The sequence below is a fragment of the Bradyrhizobium sp. CCBAU 051011 genome, assembly GCF_009930815.1.
Classification (GTDB): domain Bacteria; phylum Pseudomonadota; class Alphaproteobacteria; order Rhizobiales; family Xanthobacteraceae; genus Bradyrhizobium.
Map to the genome: position 1 here is coordinate 2102195 of NZ_CP022222.1, position 16580 is coordinate 2118774.

Sequence of the window (16580 nt, forward strand, 5' to 3'; positions counted from 1 at the left end):
AGCGAAGGCTTGCAAGCATGGCTGAATTCACACTTCCCAAGAACTCAAAGATCACCGGCGGCAAGGCCTGGCCGAAACCGGCGGGCGCGACCGAGACGCGCGAGTTCCGGGTCTATCGCTGGAACCCGGACGACGGCAAGAACCCGAGCGTCGACACCTATCATGTCGACATCAATGATTGCGGGCCGATGGTGCTGGACGGCCTGATCTGGATCAAGAACAACATCGACCCCACGTTGACCTTCCGCCGCTCCTGCCGCGAAGGCGTCTGCGGCTCCTGCGCCATGAACATCGACGGCCAGAACACGCTGGCCTGTACCAAGTCGATGCACGACGTCGCTGCGGGCGGCGCGGTGAAGGTCAATCCGCTGCCGCACCAGCCGGTCGTGAAGGACCTGGTCCCGGATCTGACCAATTTCTACGCGCAATACGCTTCCATCGAGCCGTGGCTGAAGACGACCACGCCGACGCCGCAGAAGGAATGGAAACAGAGCCACGAGGACCGCGAGAAGCTCGACGGCCTCTACGAATGCATTCTCTGCGCCTGCTGCTCGACCTCCTGCCCGAGCTATTGGTGGAACAGCGACCGCTTCCTGGGACCGGCGGCACTCTTGCAGGCAAACCGCTGGGTGACGGATTCCCGCGATGAAGCCACCGGCGAGCGGCTCGACAACCTCGAAGATCCGTTCCGGCTCTACCGCTGCCACACCATCATGAACTGCGCCAAGGCGTGCCCGAAGGGCCTCAACCCGTCGGAAGCAATCGCCGAGCTCAAGCTGAAGATGGTCGAGCGCCAGATCTAGGCCGAGATGCCGTAGCCCGGATGGAGCGCAGCGAAATCCGGGACAGGTTTAGCCGGCTGTGAGAATCCCCCGGATTGCGCTCCGCTCCATCCGGGCTACGAGAATCCTCATCCCGGGGCATGGGCCGCTCGTTGGCTATGCCCGGCCGGACTAGAATAATTATCAATTTATCGATCCGCATTAACGCCGTCCGGCGGCGCAAAAAAGTTCCGCTCCTCACACGCTTTATTCCCAACCAAGGATTGCGTTAAGCTCGGGCGGGGAGCTGGAGCGAGCGTGCAGACCGCGCAACGTAATTCGTTGAGACTGTTGCAATGGATGATGGTCGCCTCGCTGGCCCTTCCGTTGGCGCTCTTTGTATTTGCGTCCGCCGTCTCCTGGGTCTCGATCCGCGAAACCGCCGATCGCGAAATCGAGCATTCGCTGGATGTCGCGCACGAGCACGCGCTGAAAGTATTCGAGACCATCGACCGCAGCCTGTCGGAGATGGCCGAGATCATCCGCGACGTTCCCGATGCCGACATCGTGGCCCGCGAGCAGACGCTGCATCTGCGGCTGAAGCGACTGGTCATCTCGCTGCCGCAGGTGAAGTCGGCCTGGATCTTCGACGCCAAGGGCCACGCCCTCGTCAACAGCCTTGTCGTCCCGGCGCCAGGGATCGATTTTTCCGACCGGGACTATTTCAAGGCCCACGTTGACGCCGACATTGGAACCTATATCGGTGAAGCGCTGAAACCGCGGCCGCCCTATCAGGGCGCCGCGTTCTTTGGCGTCAGCCGGCGGCGCCCGAGCGAGGACGGCAGCTTCGCCGGCGTGCTGCAGGCTTCCGTATTCCCGGAATATTTCGAGAATTACTACGCCCGGCTCGGCCGCGAGCCCGGCAGCTACTTTGCGCTCGGCCGCGCCGACGGCACGGTGCTGGCGCGCTTTCCCATCAGCGACCGCGACATCCGCCTCGACCGCAACGGGCCGATCGGAAAACTGGTCTCGGCCAATCCCATGGCCGGCCTCATCACCGTGACCTCGCCGACCGACGGTGTCGAACGCCGCCTCGGCTATCGGCGGCTCGCGGAATATCCGATCTATATCGGCGCGGGCCTCGAGACTTCGGCGATCCGCGCGCGCTGGCTGTCCACCACGAGCCAGCATCTGATCTTCGGCGCGCCGGCCACCGCGCTGCTGTTTGCCTTGCTGGGGCTGGCCTTGCGCCGCACGCGCCATCTTCATCTCGAGGCCGAAAGGCGGCAGCAGGCCGAGGAAGCGCTGAAGCACGGCCAGCGGCTGGAGGCGCTGGGCCGGCTGACCGGCGGCGTTGCACACGACTTCAACAATCTGCTCACCGTGATCCGTGCTTCCGTCGACCTGCTGCGGCGCCCCGACCTGCCGGATGCGCGCCGGCTGCGCTATGTCGATGCGATCTCGGATACGGTAACCCGCGCCGCCAAGCTGACCGGACAGTTGCTGGCCTTCGCGCGGCGGCAGACGCTGAAGCCGGAGGTGTTCGACGTCGGCAGAAGCGTGCAGATGCTCAGCGAAATGATCGGCACGCTGGTCGGTCCGCGGATCGAGATTGTCATCCTCGGGCCGGACGAGCCGTGCTTCGTCAACGCCGACGCCAGCCAGTTCGAGACGGCCATTATCAACATCGCCGTCAACGCGCGGGACGCCATGGAGGGTCATGGACGGTTGACGATGGCGGTGGGAATGGCGGCCAGCCTGCCCAATGCCGCCCCGCTGCCGCAACATCCCTATGGCTATGTAGCCGTATCCGTCGCCGACACCGGCAGCGGCATTCCGCCGGATCGGCTCGAACGCATCTTCGAACCCTTCTTCACGACCAAGCAGGCCGGCCATGGTACCGGGCTCGGCCTGTCGCAGGTGTTCGGCTTCGCCAAGCAATCCGGCGGCGAAGTAGCCGTCGCCAGCGAAGTCGGCAAAGGCAGCATTTTCACGCTGTATCTGCCGCGCACCGCCCGCAGCGGGAAATCGCGACAGCCGGCGGCAGATGCCGCCGCGATCGATGGGAGCGGGATGTCGGTGCTGGTGGTCGAGGACAATGCCGAGGTCGGACGCTTCACGACCGATGCACTGGCCGAGCTCGGCTACGCTACCAAACTCGTCGGCAACGCTACGCATGCGCTCGAAGAACTCGCAAGCAGCGCCGAGCGATTCGACGCCGTGTTCACTGACGTCGTGATGCCCGGAATGTCCGGCATCGAACTCGCCCAGGAAATCCGCCGCCGCCATCCCCAGCTGCCGGTCGTGTTGACCAGCGGCTACAGCCACGTGCTGTCGGAGCACGGCAGCCACGGTTTCGAGCTGCTGCAAAAACCCTATTCGATCGAGCAGCTCTCCCGCGTGCTGCACCGTGTTGCCCGGCGAGACGTTGCACAAGCAGCGGCCTCCGCATCATCCTGAAAGCAACTGCACCGCTGGCGGACAGGTCGACGCGGTCGCGCATTTTTCGTGCGCCGCCTTCTGGTGCTGCCGGCATAGGCGGTCCGGAATCCGGGGGAACCTTTTGATTTGGTTGCCGTTGTGCCGCCATGGGCAAAGCAACCGTCAAATCTTCAGCGAAAAAACCGAACGAGCCCGCCAAGGCAAGCAAGAAACCGGACGCCGGCGCAAGCACGCCGGATTCCGAAGAAAAGGCCGAACTCGCCGAAGTCGTTGCCGAAACCGGCGATCACGTCGCACCGCCGCCGCCGGAGGTCGTCGAGCCGGATCCGGAATTGTCCCCTGAAGAGGCCGAACAGGCCCGCAAGGATTACCTGCTGACGCGGTTCTGGATCAGCGCGCGCGGCTATTGGGGCCGCAACGGCGACCGGTTGGCGTGGCTGTTCTCGATCGGCCTGCTGCTCCTGATCGTCGCCAATGTCGGCTTTCAATACGGCATCAACGTCTGGAATCGCGCAATCTTCGACGCCATCGAGAAGCGCGATGCCGCGACCGTGTACTATCTCGCCGCGGTGTTCTTTCCGCTTGCGATCGGCAGCGTGCTGCTCGGCGTGGCGCAGGTGTTCGCCCGCATGGGCATCCAGCGCCGCTGGCGCGCCTGGCTGACCAGTGCGGTGTTATCGCGCTGGCTTTCCAACGGCCGCTACTACCAGCTCAACCTCGTCGGCGGCGATCACAAGAATCCGGAATATCGCATCGCCGAGGATCTGCGGATCGCGACCGACTCGCCGGTGGATTTCGTCGCCGGCGTCACGTCGGCATTCCTCTCGGCGGCCACCTTCATCGTCGTGCTCTGGACCATCGGTGGCGCGCTGACGCTGACGGTGGGCGGCTCCACCATCACCATTCCCGGCTTCCTCGTGATCGCCGCGATCATCTATGCCGCAATCGCCTCCGGCTCGATCACGGCGATCGGACATAGTTTCGTGCAGGTGTCCGAAGACAAAAACCAGGCCGAGGCCGAATACCGTTATGTCCTGACCCGCGTGCGCGAGAACGGCGAAAGCATCGCGCTACTCGGCGGCGAAGAGGAAGAGCGTGACGGCATCGACAGGACGTTTTCAAACGTGCTGCGGCAATGGGCGCGCGTGGCGGGGCAACATATGCGCACCACGCTGGTATCGCAGGGATCGGGCCTCATCGCACCGGTCGTTCCACTGCTGCTATGTGCACCGAAATATCTCGACGGCAGCATGACGCTCGGACAGGTGATGCAGGCGGCGTCCGCGTTCACCATCGTGCAGACTGCATTCGGCTGGCTGGTCGACAATTATCCGCGGCTGGCCGACTGGAACGCCGGGGCGCGCCGGATCGCCTCATTGATGATGTCGCTCGACGGCCTTGAGCGCGCCGAACAGGGCGACGGCATCGGCCGCATCGAACGCGGTGAGACCAAAGGCGACGCCATGCTGAGTCTCAACGATCTCTCGGTGACGCTCGACGACGGCACTGCTGTTGTCGACGAAACCGAAATCGTGATCGAACCCGGCGAGCGACTATTGGTGGCTGGCGAGTCCGGCACCGGCAAGAGCACGCTGATCCGCGCGCTCGCCGGGCTGTGGCCCTGGGGCGGGGGCAGCATCAACTTCCACCCCGACCGCCGGCTCTTCATGCTGCCGCAAAAGCCGTACATCCCCTCCGGTACGCTGCGGCGCGCGATCACCTATCCCGGCGCGGCCGATGACTGGCTCACGGAGCAGATCTGCGACGCGCTGCATAAGGTCGGCCTCGACCATCTCAAGGAGAAGATCGAGGAAGAGGGACCATGGGACCAGACGCTGTCCGGCGGCGAGAAGCAGCGGCTGGCATTCGCGCGGCTGTTGCTGCACAACCCCGATATTGTGGTGCTGGACGAGGCGACGTCGGCGCTCGATGAAAAGAGCCAGGACAAGATGATGGAGATCGTCATCAAGGAGCTACCGAACGCAACCATCGTCAGCGTCGCCCACCGCGCCGAGCTGGAGGCATTCCATAGCCGCAAGATCGTGCTGGAGCGGCGCAAGGGCGGCGCCAAGCTGGTCAGCGACGTCGCCCTGATCCCGCGCAAGGACAAACGCCGCCTGCTCGGCCGCTTCCTGCGCCATCGGAAGACCGCGAAGAAAGCGGCGTAGTGCCCATCTAGCCGTCATTGCGAGCGCAGCGAAGCAATCCACCTCTCCACTTGCCGCGCTATGGATTGCTTCGCTTCGCTCGCAATGACGCGTATAGGCCGCGGCACATTGGCTACCCCGCCTTCGAGGGCACGACGGGGCGGTCGATCGCGGCAACAATTCAACCTGTTTCGCCGCCACAAAACCGGCTATGCATGCGGCGCTTCTACCCGAGGACTACCGTTTGACGCCCGACAACGATCCTTCGCCCGCGCCGTTCGGCGCATTCGCCCCGAATGCCGCACAGGCTGCGATCATTTCGCTCGCCCATCGCACGCGGCTGAAGCGCGGTGCGTTTCGCCCCTGGCTGTCGCGGCTGGTGAATCTCTTGCGCTCAGGTCCGGTCGACGTGCCATATCAAGGCGCCTCGTTTCGCTTCTATCACCAGGCCAGCGCCACCGAGCGCGGCGCGCTGTTCAATCCCGCCTACAACATCGAGGAGCTGGATTTTCTGCGTGCGCATGTGCCCACTGGAGGCACCTTCGTCGATGTCGGCGCCAATGTCGGGACCTACGCACTTGCATTGGCGCGTCATGTCGGCACCGGCGGCAAGGTGATCGCGATCGAGCCGCATCCGGTCACCCATGCGCGGCTCGCCTTCAACAACGCCGCCTCCGGCTACACCCAGGTGCGGCTGGTCGCGGCGGCTGCCGGCCCCGCCGACGGCGACTTGCTGATCGAAACCGACGGCGACAATCTCGGCGCCAGTCACATCGTCTCGGGCGAGGCCTCCGGCAAGGCGATCAAGGTGCCGTCGCTGCGGCTGCAGCGTATCCTCGAAGAGGCCGGTGTCTCTCATGTCGACGCGCTCAAGATCGACGTCGAAGGGTTTGAGGACCGTGTACTGACGGGCTTCTTCGCCGACGCGCCGCAGGCGTTGTGGCCCCGTGCCGTCGTGATCGAGCATCTGTCGAAGGACGAATGGCTGGACGACTGCATCGCCGACATGCGCGCGCGGGGTTATATCGAGACGGGCAAGACCCGCAGCAACACGCTGCTGGCACGAGGTTGAATTTCCGCATTCCTCAAACCGCAGGAGAGCTTGATGATCGACCACGTCGGATTTCCGGTTTCGGATTATGAACGCTCCAAGGCCTTCTATCTGAAGGCATTGGCGCCGCTCGACTACACCCTCGTGATGGAAGTCACGCAGGAGCAACACGGCCACGACCCCGCCGCAGGTTTCGGCGCCAATGGAAAGCCCGATTTCTGGATCGGCGGCGAAGGCGGGTTGGACAAGCCGCTGCATGTCGCGATCGTGGCGAAGGACCGTGCGACGGTGGACGCCTTCTACAAGGCAGCCATTGCCGCCGGCGGGCGCGACAACGGCGCCCCGGGAATTCGCTCGCACTATCATCCGAACTATTACGGCGCGTTCGTGCTCGATCCCGACGGCCACAACATCGAGGCGGTCTGCCACGCGCCCGCTTGATCCGATCCACGGGTTCCATTTTAGAATCGGAAGGGAACTTTAAGGCGTCGCAGTCGTTGTCGCACCCGGAGCTGACTGTTCAGGAGATGTGATGCCGATCGAACCGCCGGAGATACCGCCGGCGACGCCAGGACAACCAACCGAGCCGCCACGGGAGGCCCCACCCGGGAGCCCTCGCCCGGAGGTCCCACCACCATTACGTGAACCAGGTCAGCCGCCACAACCGCAAGAGTTGCCGGGCAAAATGCCGGATGAGTTGCCGGTACGCGGGCCGAACGGTCCTCGCACGCCCAATCCCGCCACCGATCCGGGGGCCGGATGAACGCCTCGCCTGAACGCGCAATGAACAGGGATGCATGCAACCCATTGCGCCAATGAAATAAAAAGCATCCGAGCATTTGTAGGCCGCCACATTCCGGCCTAATGATTAGCCGCTCATCGACCAACTGACATGTCAATGAGGGCCCTTCCGTTGCTGTCAGGCCTATCTTCGGGGACCAAGGACATCATGACAAACCTCCGCATTCTGCTGCTCGCCACGACTGCTTTGACGGCGACGCAGTTCGTGACCTCCGCATCGCATGCGCAGGCGGCGCCGATCGTCGTGGCGCAAGCCAAGGAAGACGACGGCCGACCCAAGGGCGGCCAGCAGGGAGGCCAGCCACCGCAGAAGGGTGCGCCCCCGCCACCGGCTGCCGCACCGAAGGCGCCCGCGCCCGCCGCCCCGCCGCCGCCGGCTGCGACGCCTCCGCGTCCGGCCGCGCCGCCGCCACCGCCCCCTGCGGCAGCGCCGCCGCCGCGTCCCACGCCTCCGCCGCCACCGCCCGCGGCGGCCCCACCGCCACGTCCGACGCCGGCACCGCCGCCGCCTGCGGCTGCACCTGCGCGCCCGACACCTCCTTCGGACGCCGCCCCCAAGGCACCGGCAGCACCTCCGCCACCTCCCGCGGCGGCACCTGCACGTCCGACCACACCGCCTCCTCCGCCGCCGGCAGCAGCGCCTGCAGCGCCGAAGCAACCTGCTGCCCCGACACCGACGCCACCGCCGCCTTCATCCCAGAAGGGGACGCCTTCGCCTGTGCCGCCACCGGCCGCCGGCGCCAAGCAGCCACCCGCGCCTGCCGCCACACCAGCTGCACCAGCGGCATCGCCGACGACCACGCCTCCGCCCAGCGGAAGCACAGCCGCGCCGCCGCCGCGTCCCGGTGCGACACCGACACCGACAACGCCTCCGGCCGCTGGCGCACCGACCGCAGCGCCTCCCGCCGCGGGCGCGCCGACGACCGCGCCAGCCGCAGGCGCGCCAGCCGCCCCAACCGGCCGCCCCGGCGCGCCACCGCCCGCCGGAACGGCGGCGCCTGCGCCGACAACCAGTCCCGCACCGGCTGCCGGCGCACCTGCCGCGCCGGGCGGCATGGCCGCGCCGACGGCGCCTACGGCTGTGCCGGGCGCGCCCAACGCCACGCCGCCCGCCGGCCAGGTCCGCAATGCGCCGCCAACCGTCGCGCCGGCATTCCAGCGTGCGCCTCAGGTCACGGCTCCATTGCCGCCACCGCCTCCGCCTGCGGAGGGCATGAGGGCAGTTGCCCCGGGTGCTGCGCCTGTTGGCCCGCAGCGACTGGACGACTTCCGCGGCCAACGTCGCGAGACGCAGCAGGGCGGCCGCACCATCATCACCGAGCCCGGCCGGATCATCATTCGCGATCCCGGCGGACAGCAATATGTCCGCCACAGCGAAGTGGACCGCTTCCGCTACGGTGCGCGTGACATCCAGACCCAGACCGTCGGTGGCGAGACCCGCACCGTCGTGATCAGGCCTGACGGCACGCAGGTGATCACCGTGGTCGGCCGCGATGGTCAGTTGCTGCGCCGCATCCGCCGCGACGAGCGGGGCCGCGAGGTCATCATCATCGACAACAGCTACCGCGATCCGCGCGGGGGCGGCGGATTCTATGTCGCCCTGGCGCCGCCGGTGGTGCGCATTCCCTATAACCGTTACATCGTCGACGCCGAGGAGGCGTCGCCGGAGGTGCTCTACGAGACCATGATGGCGCCGCCGGTGGAACGGATCGAGCGGCGTTATTCGCTGGACGAAATCCGCTACAGCCCCACGGTGCGGCAGCGGATGCCGAGCATCGACGTCAACACCATCAACTTCGCAACCGGATCGTGGGAAATCCCGCCCGATCAGGCGGCGAAGCTGCAGGCGATCGCGGACGGCCTCAACCGCGCGATCCAGGAGAATCCGCGCGCGGTGTTCCTGATCGAGGGCCACACCGACGCGGTCGGCAACGACGTCGACAATCTGTCGCTGTCGGATCGCCGCGCCGAATCCGCCGCCACCCTGCTGACGCAGCAGTTCAACGTGCCGGCGGAAAACCTGACCTCGCAGGGTTATGGCGAGCAGTACCTGAAGGAGCAGATCGACGGGCCGAGCCCGATCAACCGGCGCGTGACCATCCGCAACATCACGCCGCTGCTCAATGGCGGGCAGGCCTCGCTGCCGCCGCCCCCGCCCGGCACCGCGCCACCGCGCCGATAAGAAAGGTCATCGCAAATGAAAATGGCCGGGAGCAATCCCGGCCATTTTAATTAAAGCGTTTTCAAGCGAAGTGGGCACCGGTTCGCGTCAAGAAAACGCGTCATAACAAGATTTCTCACGCGCTGAGCGCCCGCGGTGTCACGCAGGCCTCGCAAATGGCCGATGCGTGCCGGTGGTCGGTGCCGCAGCAGCCGCCGAAAATCCGCATCTTCGGAAACGCGCTCCGAAGGCCCGCGTAACGCCGCCCGAGATCGGCCGGGTCGCCCGCATCGAGCGTTTCGGATTCGTCGAGTTCGGCATGGCTCTTGGTCGAGGCGTTGGCCCTGATGCCATGGATACGTTCCGTCCAGGCTTCGCCCGCCTGCAACGCATCCTCGAAATGCGTCGGGTGCGCACAGTTGATCAGGAAGTATTCGGGCGCGCCATCGGTCTCGCGATCCACGGCCTCGATCGCCTCGCGCAACGTCTCGCCCTTCACCAGACGGCCATTGGTCTCCACGGTGAACGAGATCGCCGCCGGTATCTCCAGCGCTTTCGCGGCGCGCGCGATGCCGATCGCTTCATTGATGCTGGTGAGCGTATAGGCGGTCACCATGTCGGCGCCACCCTCGACAAAGGCCGCGATCTGCGCCCGATGATAGTCCTCGGCTTCCGCCGCATCCATGTTGCCCGCCTTGTAGCCATCGCCGCGCGGACCGATGGCGCCGCTGATGATGCAGGACGCGCCCGGCCGTTCCCAGCCGGCGCGCAATTCCTCCAGGAATGCGATCGAACGGACATTGATCGCCTTGAGCGCGGACGCATCGTACCCGAGCTTGGTGCCCCAGTCCGGATTGGCGCGCCATGTCGGACTGTCGAGCACGAAGCCCGTGCCATGGTCGCGCGCAACTGCAAGATAGGCGGCGTAATATTGCTTGAGCTGCTCCCGCCCTTCGGCGCTGTCGAGCAGCACAAAGGCGCCAAAGTGCGGCAGCTCCAGGCCTTGGTGGAAGATCAGCGTCGTTTCCATGCCGCCATCGGTCAGGAAAATACCGCCGCGGCGCTGCGGCAGGGCATGTCGGTATTTGGCCATTTCAACATCTCCGCGATTAGGGACCCTCGATACGTCTCTCCCGATCTGACAGGTCCGGCGATGTTGGTGCCTCATAGTGTCGCGGCCTCCTAGGCGGCTTGCGGTGCGGATGAACCGGAAGCTGCAAAGTGGTACGAAATCAGATGGTTGTAGATTGACCGGCAGCGCGGTCGCACCGACCGCCGCGGAGAAACCGTACCATGAGTACAGTTCTGGAGCCCCGGATGAGCAAGGGCGAAGCGACGCGCGAGCGAATTCTCGAAATCGCGGAGGCGGCGGTTCTCGCCAAGGGATTTGGCGCCACCTCGATCGAGGAAGTGATCGCGGAAGCCGGCCTCACCAAGAGCGGCTTCTTCTATCACTTCAAGGACAAGAACGCGCTCGCGCGCGAAATGCTCCGCCGCTATGTCGCAACCAACGACCTGCTCTTTGACGACATCTTCGGGCGCGGCCGCGAGCTTTCCGACGACCCGCTGCAGGCGTTCCTGATTTCGCTGAAGCTGCTCGCGGAAACGATGGCCGATCTGCCGAGCGGCCATCCCGGCTGTCTCATTGCCAGCATCTGCTATCAGGAGCGGCTGTTCGATCGCGAGATACGCGACCTCACCGCGCAATCCGTGCGCGACTGGAACGCGCGCTTCCGCGCCATTCTCGACGGCATCGCGTCGGTCTACCCCCCGCGGGAGCCTGTCGACCTCGACGATGTCGCCGACATGCTGTCCTGTATCGTCGACGGCGCCATCATCATGTCCAAGACGCTGAACGATCCGAGCCGCCTCGAACGCCAGATCCTGATCTTTCGAAGCTGCATCAAGCTGATGTTTGCTCCGCCGTCGACTCCATGAGGCTCGCAAGCCCGTGCGAAGCTACTGGCCCGCCGTTGCAAGGCCGAGCGCCTCCGCCATCACGCGAAAGACTTCGGTATTGTCCATCGAGCCCCGCACCCGCTCGCTGCCGGGCCCGGTCGCGGTCAGGATGACGTCTTCGCCGGAATGCACGCTTGCGCCAACCAGCGCCGGCAGGTTGCCCGGCCGCAGCACCGCTCCGGGAACATCCTTGTATTTTTCATTGGCCTTGAAGGTTGCTGGATCGTCGCCCTTCACGGTCGGCTCGTTCGGACCGTCGAGCTTGGGACGGAAGGTCTCGTAGTGATCGGGAAGGCTGGCTGAGAAGATGGCAAGCCGCCGGCTGACGTCGACGCGCGAGGGATAGCCTTCCGCATCGGGCGGCGGATAGTTGGGGAAGCCGGCCTTGTCGTAGACGCCGACGCGTTCGCGGAACGGCATGTTTGGTGTCGAAGTCATGTCGTCATTGATGGTGCCGACAAGGCTGTTGGGATGGTTGTGGTCAGCCACAACCAGGATCAGGGTGTCGTCGCTGCGCTTGCTCGCCCAATCGCGGGTGAGGCGCACGGCGTTATCGAGCATGATGGTGTCATAGACCGCGCGCTCCATGTCGAGCAGATGCGCGTATTTGTCGATCATTCCGGACTCCACCATCAGGAAGAAGCCGGCCTCGTTCCTCGACAGCACGTTCAAGGCAGCTTGAACCTGTTCGGTCAGGTCGGGCTGCTCGGGGAATTTCTTGACGCCGCCACCCTTGAGGAACTTGCGGTCAAGCGCGCCGTCCATATTCCCGGCGGCGAACAGGCCGAGCAACTGGCGCGTCTCGGGCTTTGCCGCGAGCGCGTTCAGCTCGCCCGCGGTGGTCGCGTAGGGATACCCAGCCTCTTTGAAGCGGGCGATGTAATCGACATCATCCTTGCGCTTTCCGGACGCAGCCTTTGGCAGGAAATTGGCGCTGCCGCCACCGAGCAACACGTCGGGCCTGGCCGCGAAATATTGCTCGACGATCTGATCGTACTCGGCGCGGCGACGGGTATGCGCCACCATCGCCGCGGGGGTTGCATCCTGGATCTCGGTGTTGCTGACGATGCCGACGGCCATGTTGAGCCGGCGCTTGACGAGGCTTGCAATGGTTTCGACCTTGGGATCGTCGAGCGGGTCCTTGGTCCGATCCGCATAGACGCCCATCGCGTTGACGGCGCTCTTGTGACCGGTGGCATAGGCGCTGGCCGAGTTAGCGGAATCGGTGATGATCGAATCGGAACCGGCCGTCGCCACCAGCGCCATATGCGGCATGTCGTCGATCTCGAGCTTGCCGAGGCTCTTTCCTTCAGCGATGCCCTTGGAAAGCAACCGCGCCGCAATGCGATGCGAGGGCGACATTCCGTCGCCGATGAACAGAATCACGTTCTTCGCCTTGCGCGGCCCGGTATCGTAGACCGTCCACACGACGCTGCGGGTGCGGGTACCGTCGCTGACCTCGACCGTCACGCTGCCGGGCTTGGACAATGCGACATCGCGCAGGATCAACGACGACTGGTCCTTGCCGTCTTCGCGCTCGACAAAGGTTCCGCCCTGGCCGAACACGGCCGGATAGTCCGTCCCATTGACCGTCACTTTCAGTTTCGCCGGGTCGACGCGATCGGGAAACTCGACCTTGAGATCGAAACGGGCGCCGGCGAGGATTTCGGCGCGGTCGATCGGATAGATCGTTTGAGCCGATGCCGGCGATGCCGACAACAGCGCGGCAATGGCGGCTGCGGCGATTGGCTTGATCATGATTGACGCCCCGCGATCGTTGGTGGTGCCGCGGACGGCCGAATTCAACGCCGTACGCGCTGCGCGGCGAGCCTAGCCGCGCAAAATGACATCTCGGTAACACAGGGAGCCGAGACTCCCGCGCGGCTCACCCCTTGTCGCTCTCGAGCTTGAAGATCTCGGAGCCTTCCGCAGGCGACAGCAAACCGGTGTCGCCATAGACCTTCAGCTTGGCCCTGGTATCGGCGATGTCGAGGTTGCGCATGGTGAGCTGGCCGATGCGGTCGGCCGGCGTGAACGCGGCATCCTCGACCTTCTCCATGCTCAGCCGCTCCGGCTGGTAGGTCAGATTCGGGCTCTCGGTGTTCAGGATCGAGTAGTCGTTGCCGCGGCGCAGTTCGAGCGTCACCTCGCCGGTGACGGCGCGCGCCACCCAGCGCTGGGCGGTTTCGCGCAGCATCAGGGCCTGCGAATCGAACCACCGGCCCTGGTAGAGCAAGCGGCCGAGCCGCATGCCGCTGATCCGGTATTGCTCGATCGTGTCTTCGTTGTGGATGCCGGTGACCAGGCGCTCGTAGGCGATGTGCAGCAGCGCCATGCCGGGCGCTTCGTAGATGCCGCGGCTCTTCGCCTCGATGATCCGGTTCTCGATCTGGTCGCTCATGCCAAGGCCATGCCGGCCGCCGATGGCGTTGGCTTCGAGGAACAGCGCGACGGGATCGGTGAATGTCTGGCCGTTCAGCGCGACGGGCTGGCCCTCCTCAAAACGCACGGTGACCTGTTCGGCCTTGACGGCGCAGTCGTCGCGCCAGAACGGCACGCCCATGATCGGATTGACGATCTTGATGCCGCTGTCGAGGTTCTCGAGGTCCTTTGCCTCATGGGTGGCGCCGAGCAGATTGCTGTCGGTCGAGTACGCCTTTTCGGCGCTCATCTTGTAGGCGAATCCATTGGCGGTCATGAAATCAGACATTTCCGCGCGGCCGCCCAATTCGTCGATGAATTGCTGGTCGAGCCAGGGCTTGTAGATCCGCAAATTCGGATTGGTCAGCAGGCCGTAGCGATAAAACCGCTCGATATCGTTGCCCTTGAAGGTGGAGCCGTCACCCCAGATGTTGACGCCGTCCTCCTTCATGGCCGAGACCAGCATCGTGCCGGTGACGGCGCGGCCGAGCGGCGTGGTGTTGAAGTAAGTGATGCCGCCGGTCGAGACGTGGAAGGCGCCGGCCTGGATGGCCGCAATCCCTTCATGGACCAGTTGCGTGCGGCAATCGACGAGGCGAGCCTTCTCGCCGCCGAACTCCAGCGCTTTGCGCGGAATCTCGTCATAGTCGGCCTCGTCGGGCTGGCCGAGATTCGCAGTATAGGCAAAGACGCGCGCGCCTTTTTGCTTCATCCAGAGCAGCGCCGCGCTGGTATCGAGACCGCCGGAGAAAGCGATGCCGACTTTTTCCCCCTTGGGCAGGCTTTTCAGGATCGTACTCATGAAGCTTCCAATCGGTCGAAATGGCGGATGTCGTTATAGCGTTTTCAAGCGAAGTGGATACCGGTTCGCGTGAAGAAAACGCGTCAAAACAAGAATCTAGAGCTTCCGTTCTGATCCAATCAGAACCGCTAAGCTCTAGCGGCTTTGAGGGGCGATTATCAAATTTCGCGCTGACGGGCACGCCTTTAATGGCGCTCGCGGCTGGAGATTACCCCGCCTCGCGCCCGCGCCAGCGCTGCCACAAGCGATAGCCGGGCCAGCCCCAGCGCGCCAAGGCGGCCTCGATCTGCGCGTCCGTCAGCCTCGTCGATGGCCAGCGGTAAATAAAGGCATAGGCCAGCCAGATCACGAAAAAGCTGACGAGGCCCGCGGCGGCGACATCAGTAAAGAAATGCCCGCCGAACGCCATCCGCAGCAGGGAGGTCGCGACCCCGAACAGGGTCGCCGCCACATACGCCAACGGCCGCCACTGCGGCGGCGTCAGCGCCGCCGGTGCATAGGCCCAGAAGGCGGTAGCGCCCTCGCCGGAGAAGAACGAGCAGTTTTTCCCGCACTCGCCGCGCGGATCCCACCATGGCACGAATTTCCAGGGCCCGTTGAACTCGGTCACCACCACCGGCCGCGGCCTTCCCCAATAACTCTTGAAGGTGAGGTTGGTCAGCACGACCGCGGACAGCAGGATCGTGGACAGCAGGAACACCGCCGCGCGTCCCGGAACCAGCATCGGTCGATCCGGTCGCATTATCTTGGCGACGATGGCAATCAGCGCCGGCAACGCCAGCGCCCAGGCGATCCACATCGCGCCGTCGCGCGCGAACGCGGCGAGCCCGTTCTGCTTCAGCGGAAACGAGGTGCTCCCGGCATCGTAAAACAACGCCGCCAACTGCAGATCGAGTTCGGGAAAGATTCCAAACAGCAGTCCGATGACGAGCGACAGGCCCAACGCGATAACAAGTCCGGTACGGTTCATGGCGCGGGGTTTAGCCGAGGCGATTGGGGATGAAAAGGCACAAGCGCGCTTCCCGCCTGTGGAAGAGGGGGAGAAACATCAGGAGAATGGCCGTGACTGCGACGGCAGCGGCGGCGGGGGCCGCAAGGTAGGCGGCGGCTCGCGCCAGGCGCCGGCGGATCGCCCCGCGATCATCCAGTAAACCAGGCCGGCAACGATACCCGCCCCGGTCATGATTTCGAGGTGGCGGTGCACGATGCCGTCGAAGCTCAGCGATTCCGGATCGAATGGCGTAAGGCCAAGATAGCAGGCCGCACCGACGATGGCGCCGCCGACGGCGTAAGCGAGCAGGCTGCGGATATAGAAAGCTTCGGTAATCAGGACGATGACCAACGCCGGCAGCAGCGCAAAGCCGGACAGAAAAATGAAGCCGAAGCCGAGCACGACGTTGATCGCACCCTGGTCGATCGGTACACCGCCGAGATCGCTGAATTCCGGATACAACACCGCGCCGACCACGATCATACCGGCCACGAAGCAGGCGGCGAGGAAGCCGAACAGGATGACGAAGAGGCGGCCGATCAGCGCCATGGCTACACCGGCGTCAACTGAACTGTCGCTGCTCGGGCCCTCCACTCGCCCGAACGACGGCCGGCGATCCACCAGAAGACGAATCCCGCCGCGAGGCCTGCCATCATTACGACCGCCAGTTCGCTTATGCTCGGCGCATTGCAGATCGAACGTGCGCTAATCAACTTGTCGACACGGGTGCATGCGACGTCCAGCGAAGCCGATCCCAGGCCCGCCATCATCATGTAGAACCATCGACTTCGAATTCTTAGACTTTCTGTAAAGATCAAGACGATCAATGCAGGAACAAGGCTGAACACAAAGAACGTGACCGTCGCAAACAAAGTTAAGAGGAGGTAGCCAACGATTGGGCCGCCCCAATAGTCCCACCTTGAGTAGTAGTACAAATTTTCGACGTCAGTCAGAACCATACCGGCAAGTAAAATATTTGCTGCAACAAAGTTGCCTGCAATGAGCGCGGCAAGAATTACGAGCATCCTTCTGAACGCTGTCATG

The 16580-nt window shown here is 64.4% G+C and carries 14 protein-coding genes; 8 read left to right on the forward strand and 6 right to left on the reverse strand.

All coding sequences use genetic code 11. The features are described 5' to 3' along the window. Positions 1-17 precede the first annotated feature (17 nt). The 7 genes from ACH79_RS09975 to ACH79_RS10005 all read left to right on the forward strand — a co-directional run bounded on the left by ACH79_RS09975 (position 18) and on the right by ACH79_RS10005 (position 9384). Entirely contained in the window at positions 18-803 is a 786-nt protein-coding gene (locus ACH79_RS09975) for a succinate dehydrogenase iron-sulfur subunit (protein WP_161850872.1), read from the forward strand. 276 nt (positions 804-1079) lie between these two features. After that, positions 1080-3221: a hybrid sensor histidine kinase/response regulator gene (locus ACH79_RS09980; protein ID WP_161850873.1), complete on the forward strand. Its 2142-nt coding sequence runs from the start codon at positions 1080-1082 to the stop codon at positions 3219-3221. A 128-nt stretch (positions 3222-3349) separates the two neighbouring features. Next, entirely contained in the window at positions 3350-5371 is a 2022-nt protein-coding gene (locus tag ACH79_RS09985; protein ID WP_161850874.1) for an ABC transporter ATP-binding protein/permease, read from the forward strand. 223 nt (positions 5372-5594) lie between these two features. Further along, positions 5595-6422 carry an FkbM family methyltransferase gene (locus tag ACH79_RS09990; RefSeq protein ID WP_161850875.1) on the forward strand — a complete coding sequence of 276 codons (828 nt, stop codon included), beginning with the start codon at positions 5595-5597 and terminating at the stop codon, positions 6420-6422. 33 nt (positions 6423-6455) lie between these two features. Continuing rightward, a complete protein-coding gene (locus ACH79_RS09995; RefSeq protein WP_161850876.1) occupies positions 6456-6842 on the forward strand; it encodes a VOC family protein in 387 nt (128 codons plus the stop codon). Between the two features lie 91 nt (positions 6843-6933). Then, positions 6934-7164 carry a hypothetical protein gene (locus ACH79_RS43790; RefSeq protein ID WP_161850877.1) on the forward strand — a complete coding sequence of 77 codons (231 nt, stop codon included), beginning with the start codon at positions 6934-6936 and terminating at the stop codon, positions 7162-7164. A 186-nt stretch (positions 7165-7350) separates the two neighbouring features. Further along, a complete protein-coding gene (locus tag ACH79_RS10005) occupies positions 7351-9384 on the forward strand; it encodes an OmpA family protein (RefSeq protein ID WP_161850878.1) in 2034 nt (677 codons plus the stop codon). A gap of 115 nt (positions 9385-9499) precedes the next feature. Here the strand turns inward: ACH79_RS10005 and ACH79_RS10010 are convergent, their stop codons facing one another. After that, complete coding sequence (locus ACH79_RS10010) at positions 9500-10456, reverse strand: homocysteine S-methyltransferase family protein (protein WP_161850879.1); 957 nt, start codon at positions 10454-10456, stop codon at positions 9500-9502. Between the two features lie 224 nt (positions 10457-10680). Between ACH79_RS10010 and ACH79_RS10015 the strand changes: the two genes are divergently transcribed. Next, the gene (locus ACH79_RS10015; protein WP_161856297.1) at positions 10681-11301 is read left to right on the forward strand and encodes a TetR/AcrR family transcriptional regulator; all 621 of its coding nucleotides are present in this window, start codon (positions 10681-10683) and stop codon (positions 11299-11301) included. 21 nt (positions 11302-11322) lie between these two features. On the opposite strand, the gene ACH79_RS10020 is transcribed toward ACH79_RS10015, so the two are convergent. The 5 genes from ACH79_RS10020 to ACH79_RS10040 all read right to left on the reverse strand — a co-directional run bounded on the left by ACH79_RS10020 (position 11323) and on the right by ACH79_RS10040 (position 16579). Beyond that, the gene (locus tag ACH79_RS10020) at positions 11323-13080 is read right to left on the reverse strand and encodes an alkaline phosphatase (RefSeq protein WP_202639212.1); all 1758 of its coding nucleotides are present in this window, start codon (positions 13078-13080) and stop codon (positions 11323-11325) included. 127 nt (positions 13081-13207) lie between these two features. Next, the gene (gene argG / locus ACH79_RS10025; RefSeq protein ID WP_161850880.1) at positions 13208-14545 is read right to left on the reverse strand and encodes an argininosuccinate synthase; all 1338 of its coding nucleotides are present in this window, start codon (positions 14543-14545) and stop codon (positions 13208-13210) included. Between the two features lie 208 nt (positions 14546-14753). Then, on the reverse strand, positions 14754-15515 hold the full coding sequence (locus tag ACH79_RS10030) for a phosphatase PAP2 family protein (RefSeq protein ID WP_161850881.1): 762 nt from the start codon (positions 15513-15515) through the stop codon (positions 14754-14756). Positions 15516-15593: 78 nt separating this feature from the next. Continuing rightward, entirely contained in the window at positions 15594-16085 is a 492-nt protein-coding gene (locus ACH79_RS10035) for a hypothetical protein (protein ID WP_161850882.1), read from the reverse strand. A 2-nt stretch (positions 16086-16087) separates the two neighbouring features. After that, positions 16088-16579: a hypothetical protein gene (locus ACH79_RS10040; protein WP_161850883.1), complete on the reverse strand. Its 492-nt coding sequence runs from the start codon at positions 16577-16579 to the stop codon at positions 16088-16090. Between the last annotated feature and the right edge of the window lies 1 nt (position 16580).

Bases quoted from the DNA above. Each gene is read 5' to 3' on its own strand.
- ACH79_RS09995 (WP_161850876.1), top strand. From the start codon at position 6,456: ATGATCGACCACGTCGGATTTCCGGTTTCGGATTATGAACGCTCCAAG.
- ACH79_RS43790 (WP_161850877.1), top strand. From the start codon at position 6,934: ATGCCGATCGAACCGCCGGAGATACCGCCGGCGACGCCAGGACAACCA.
- ACH79_RS10030 (WP_161850881.1), bottom strand. From the start codon at position 15,515: ATGAACCGTACCGGACTTGTTATCGCGTTGGGCCTGTCGCTCGTCATC.
- ACH79_RS10035 (WP_161850882.1), bottom strand. From the start codon at position 16,085: ATGGCGCTGATCGGCCGCCTCTTCGTCATCCTGTTCGGCTTCCTCGCC.
- ACH79_RS10020 (WP_202639212.1), bottom strand. From the start codon at position 13,080: ATGATCAAGCCAATCGCCGCAGCCGCCATTGCCGCGCTGTTGTCGGCA.
- ACH79_RS10015 (WP_161856297.1), top strand. From the start codon at position 10,681: ATGAGCAAGGGCGAAGCGACGCGCGAGCGAATTCTCGAAATCGCGGAG.
- ACH79_RS10005 (WP_161850878.1), top strand. From the start codon at position 7,351: ATGACAAACCTCCGCATTCTGCTGCTCGCCACGACTGCTTTGACGGCG.
- ACH79_RS09985 (WP_161850874.1), top strand. From the start codon at position 3,350: ATGGGCAAAGCAACCGTCAAATCTTCAGCGAAAAAACCGAACGAGCCC.
- ACH79_RS10010 (WP_161850879.1), bottom strand. From the start codon at position 10,456: ATGGCCAAATACCGACATGCCCTGCCGCAGCGCCGCGGCGGTATTTTC.
- argG (WP_161850880.1), bottom strand. From the start codon at position 14,545: ATGAGTACGATCCTGAAAAGCCTGCCCAAGGGGGAAAAAGTCGGCATC.
- ACH79_RS10040 (WP_161850883.1), bottom strand. From the start codon at position 16,579: ATGACAGCGTTCAGAAGGATGCTCGTAATTCTTGCCGCGCTCATTGCA.
- ACH79_RS09975 (WP_161850872.1), top strand. From the start codon at position 18: ATGGCTGAATTCACACTTCCCAAGAACTCAAAGATCACCGGCGGCAAG.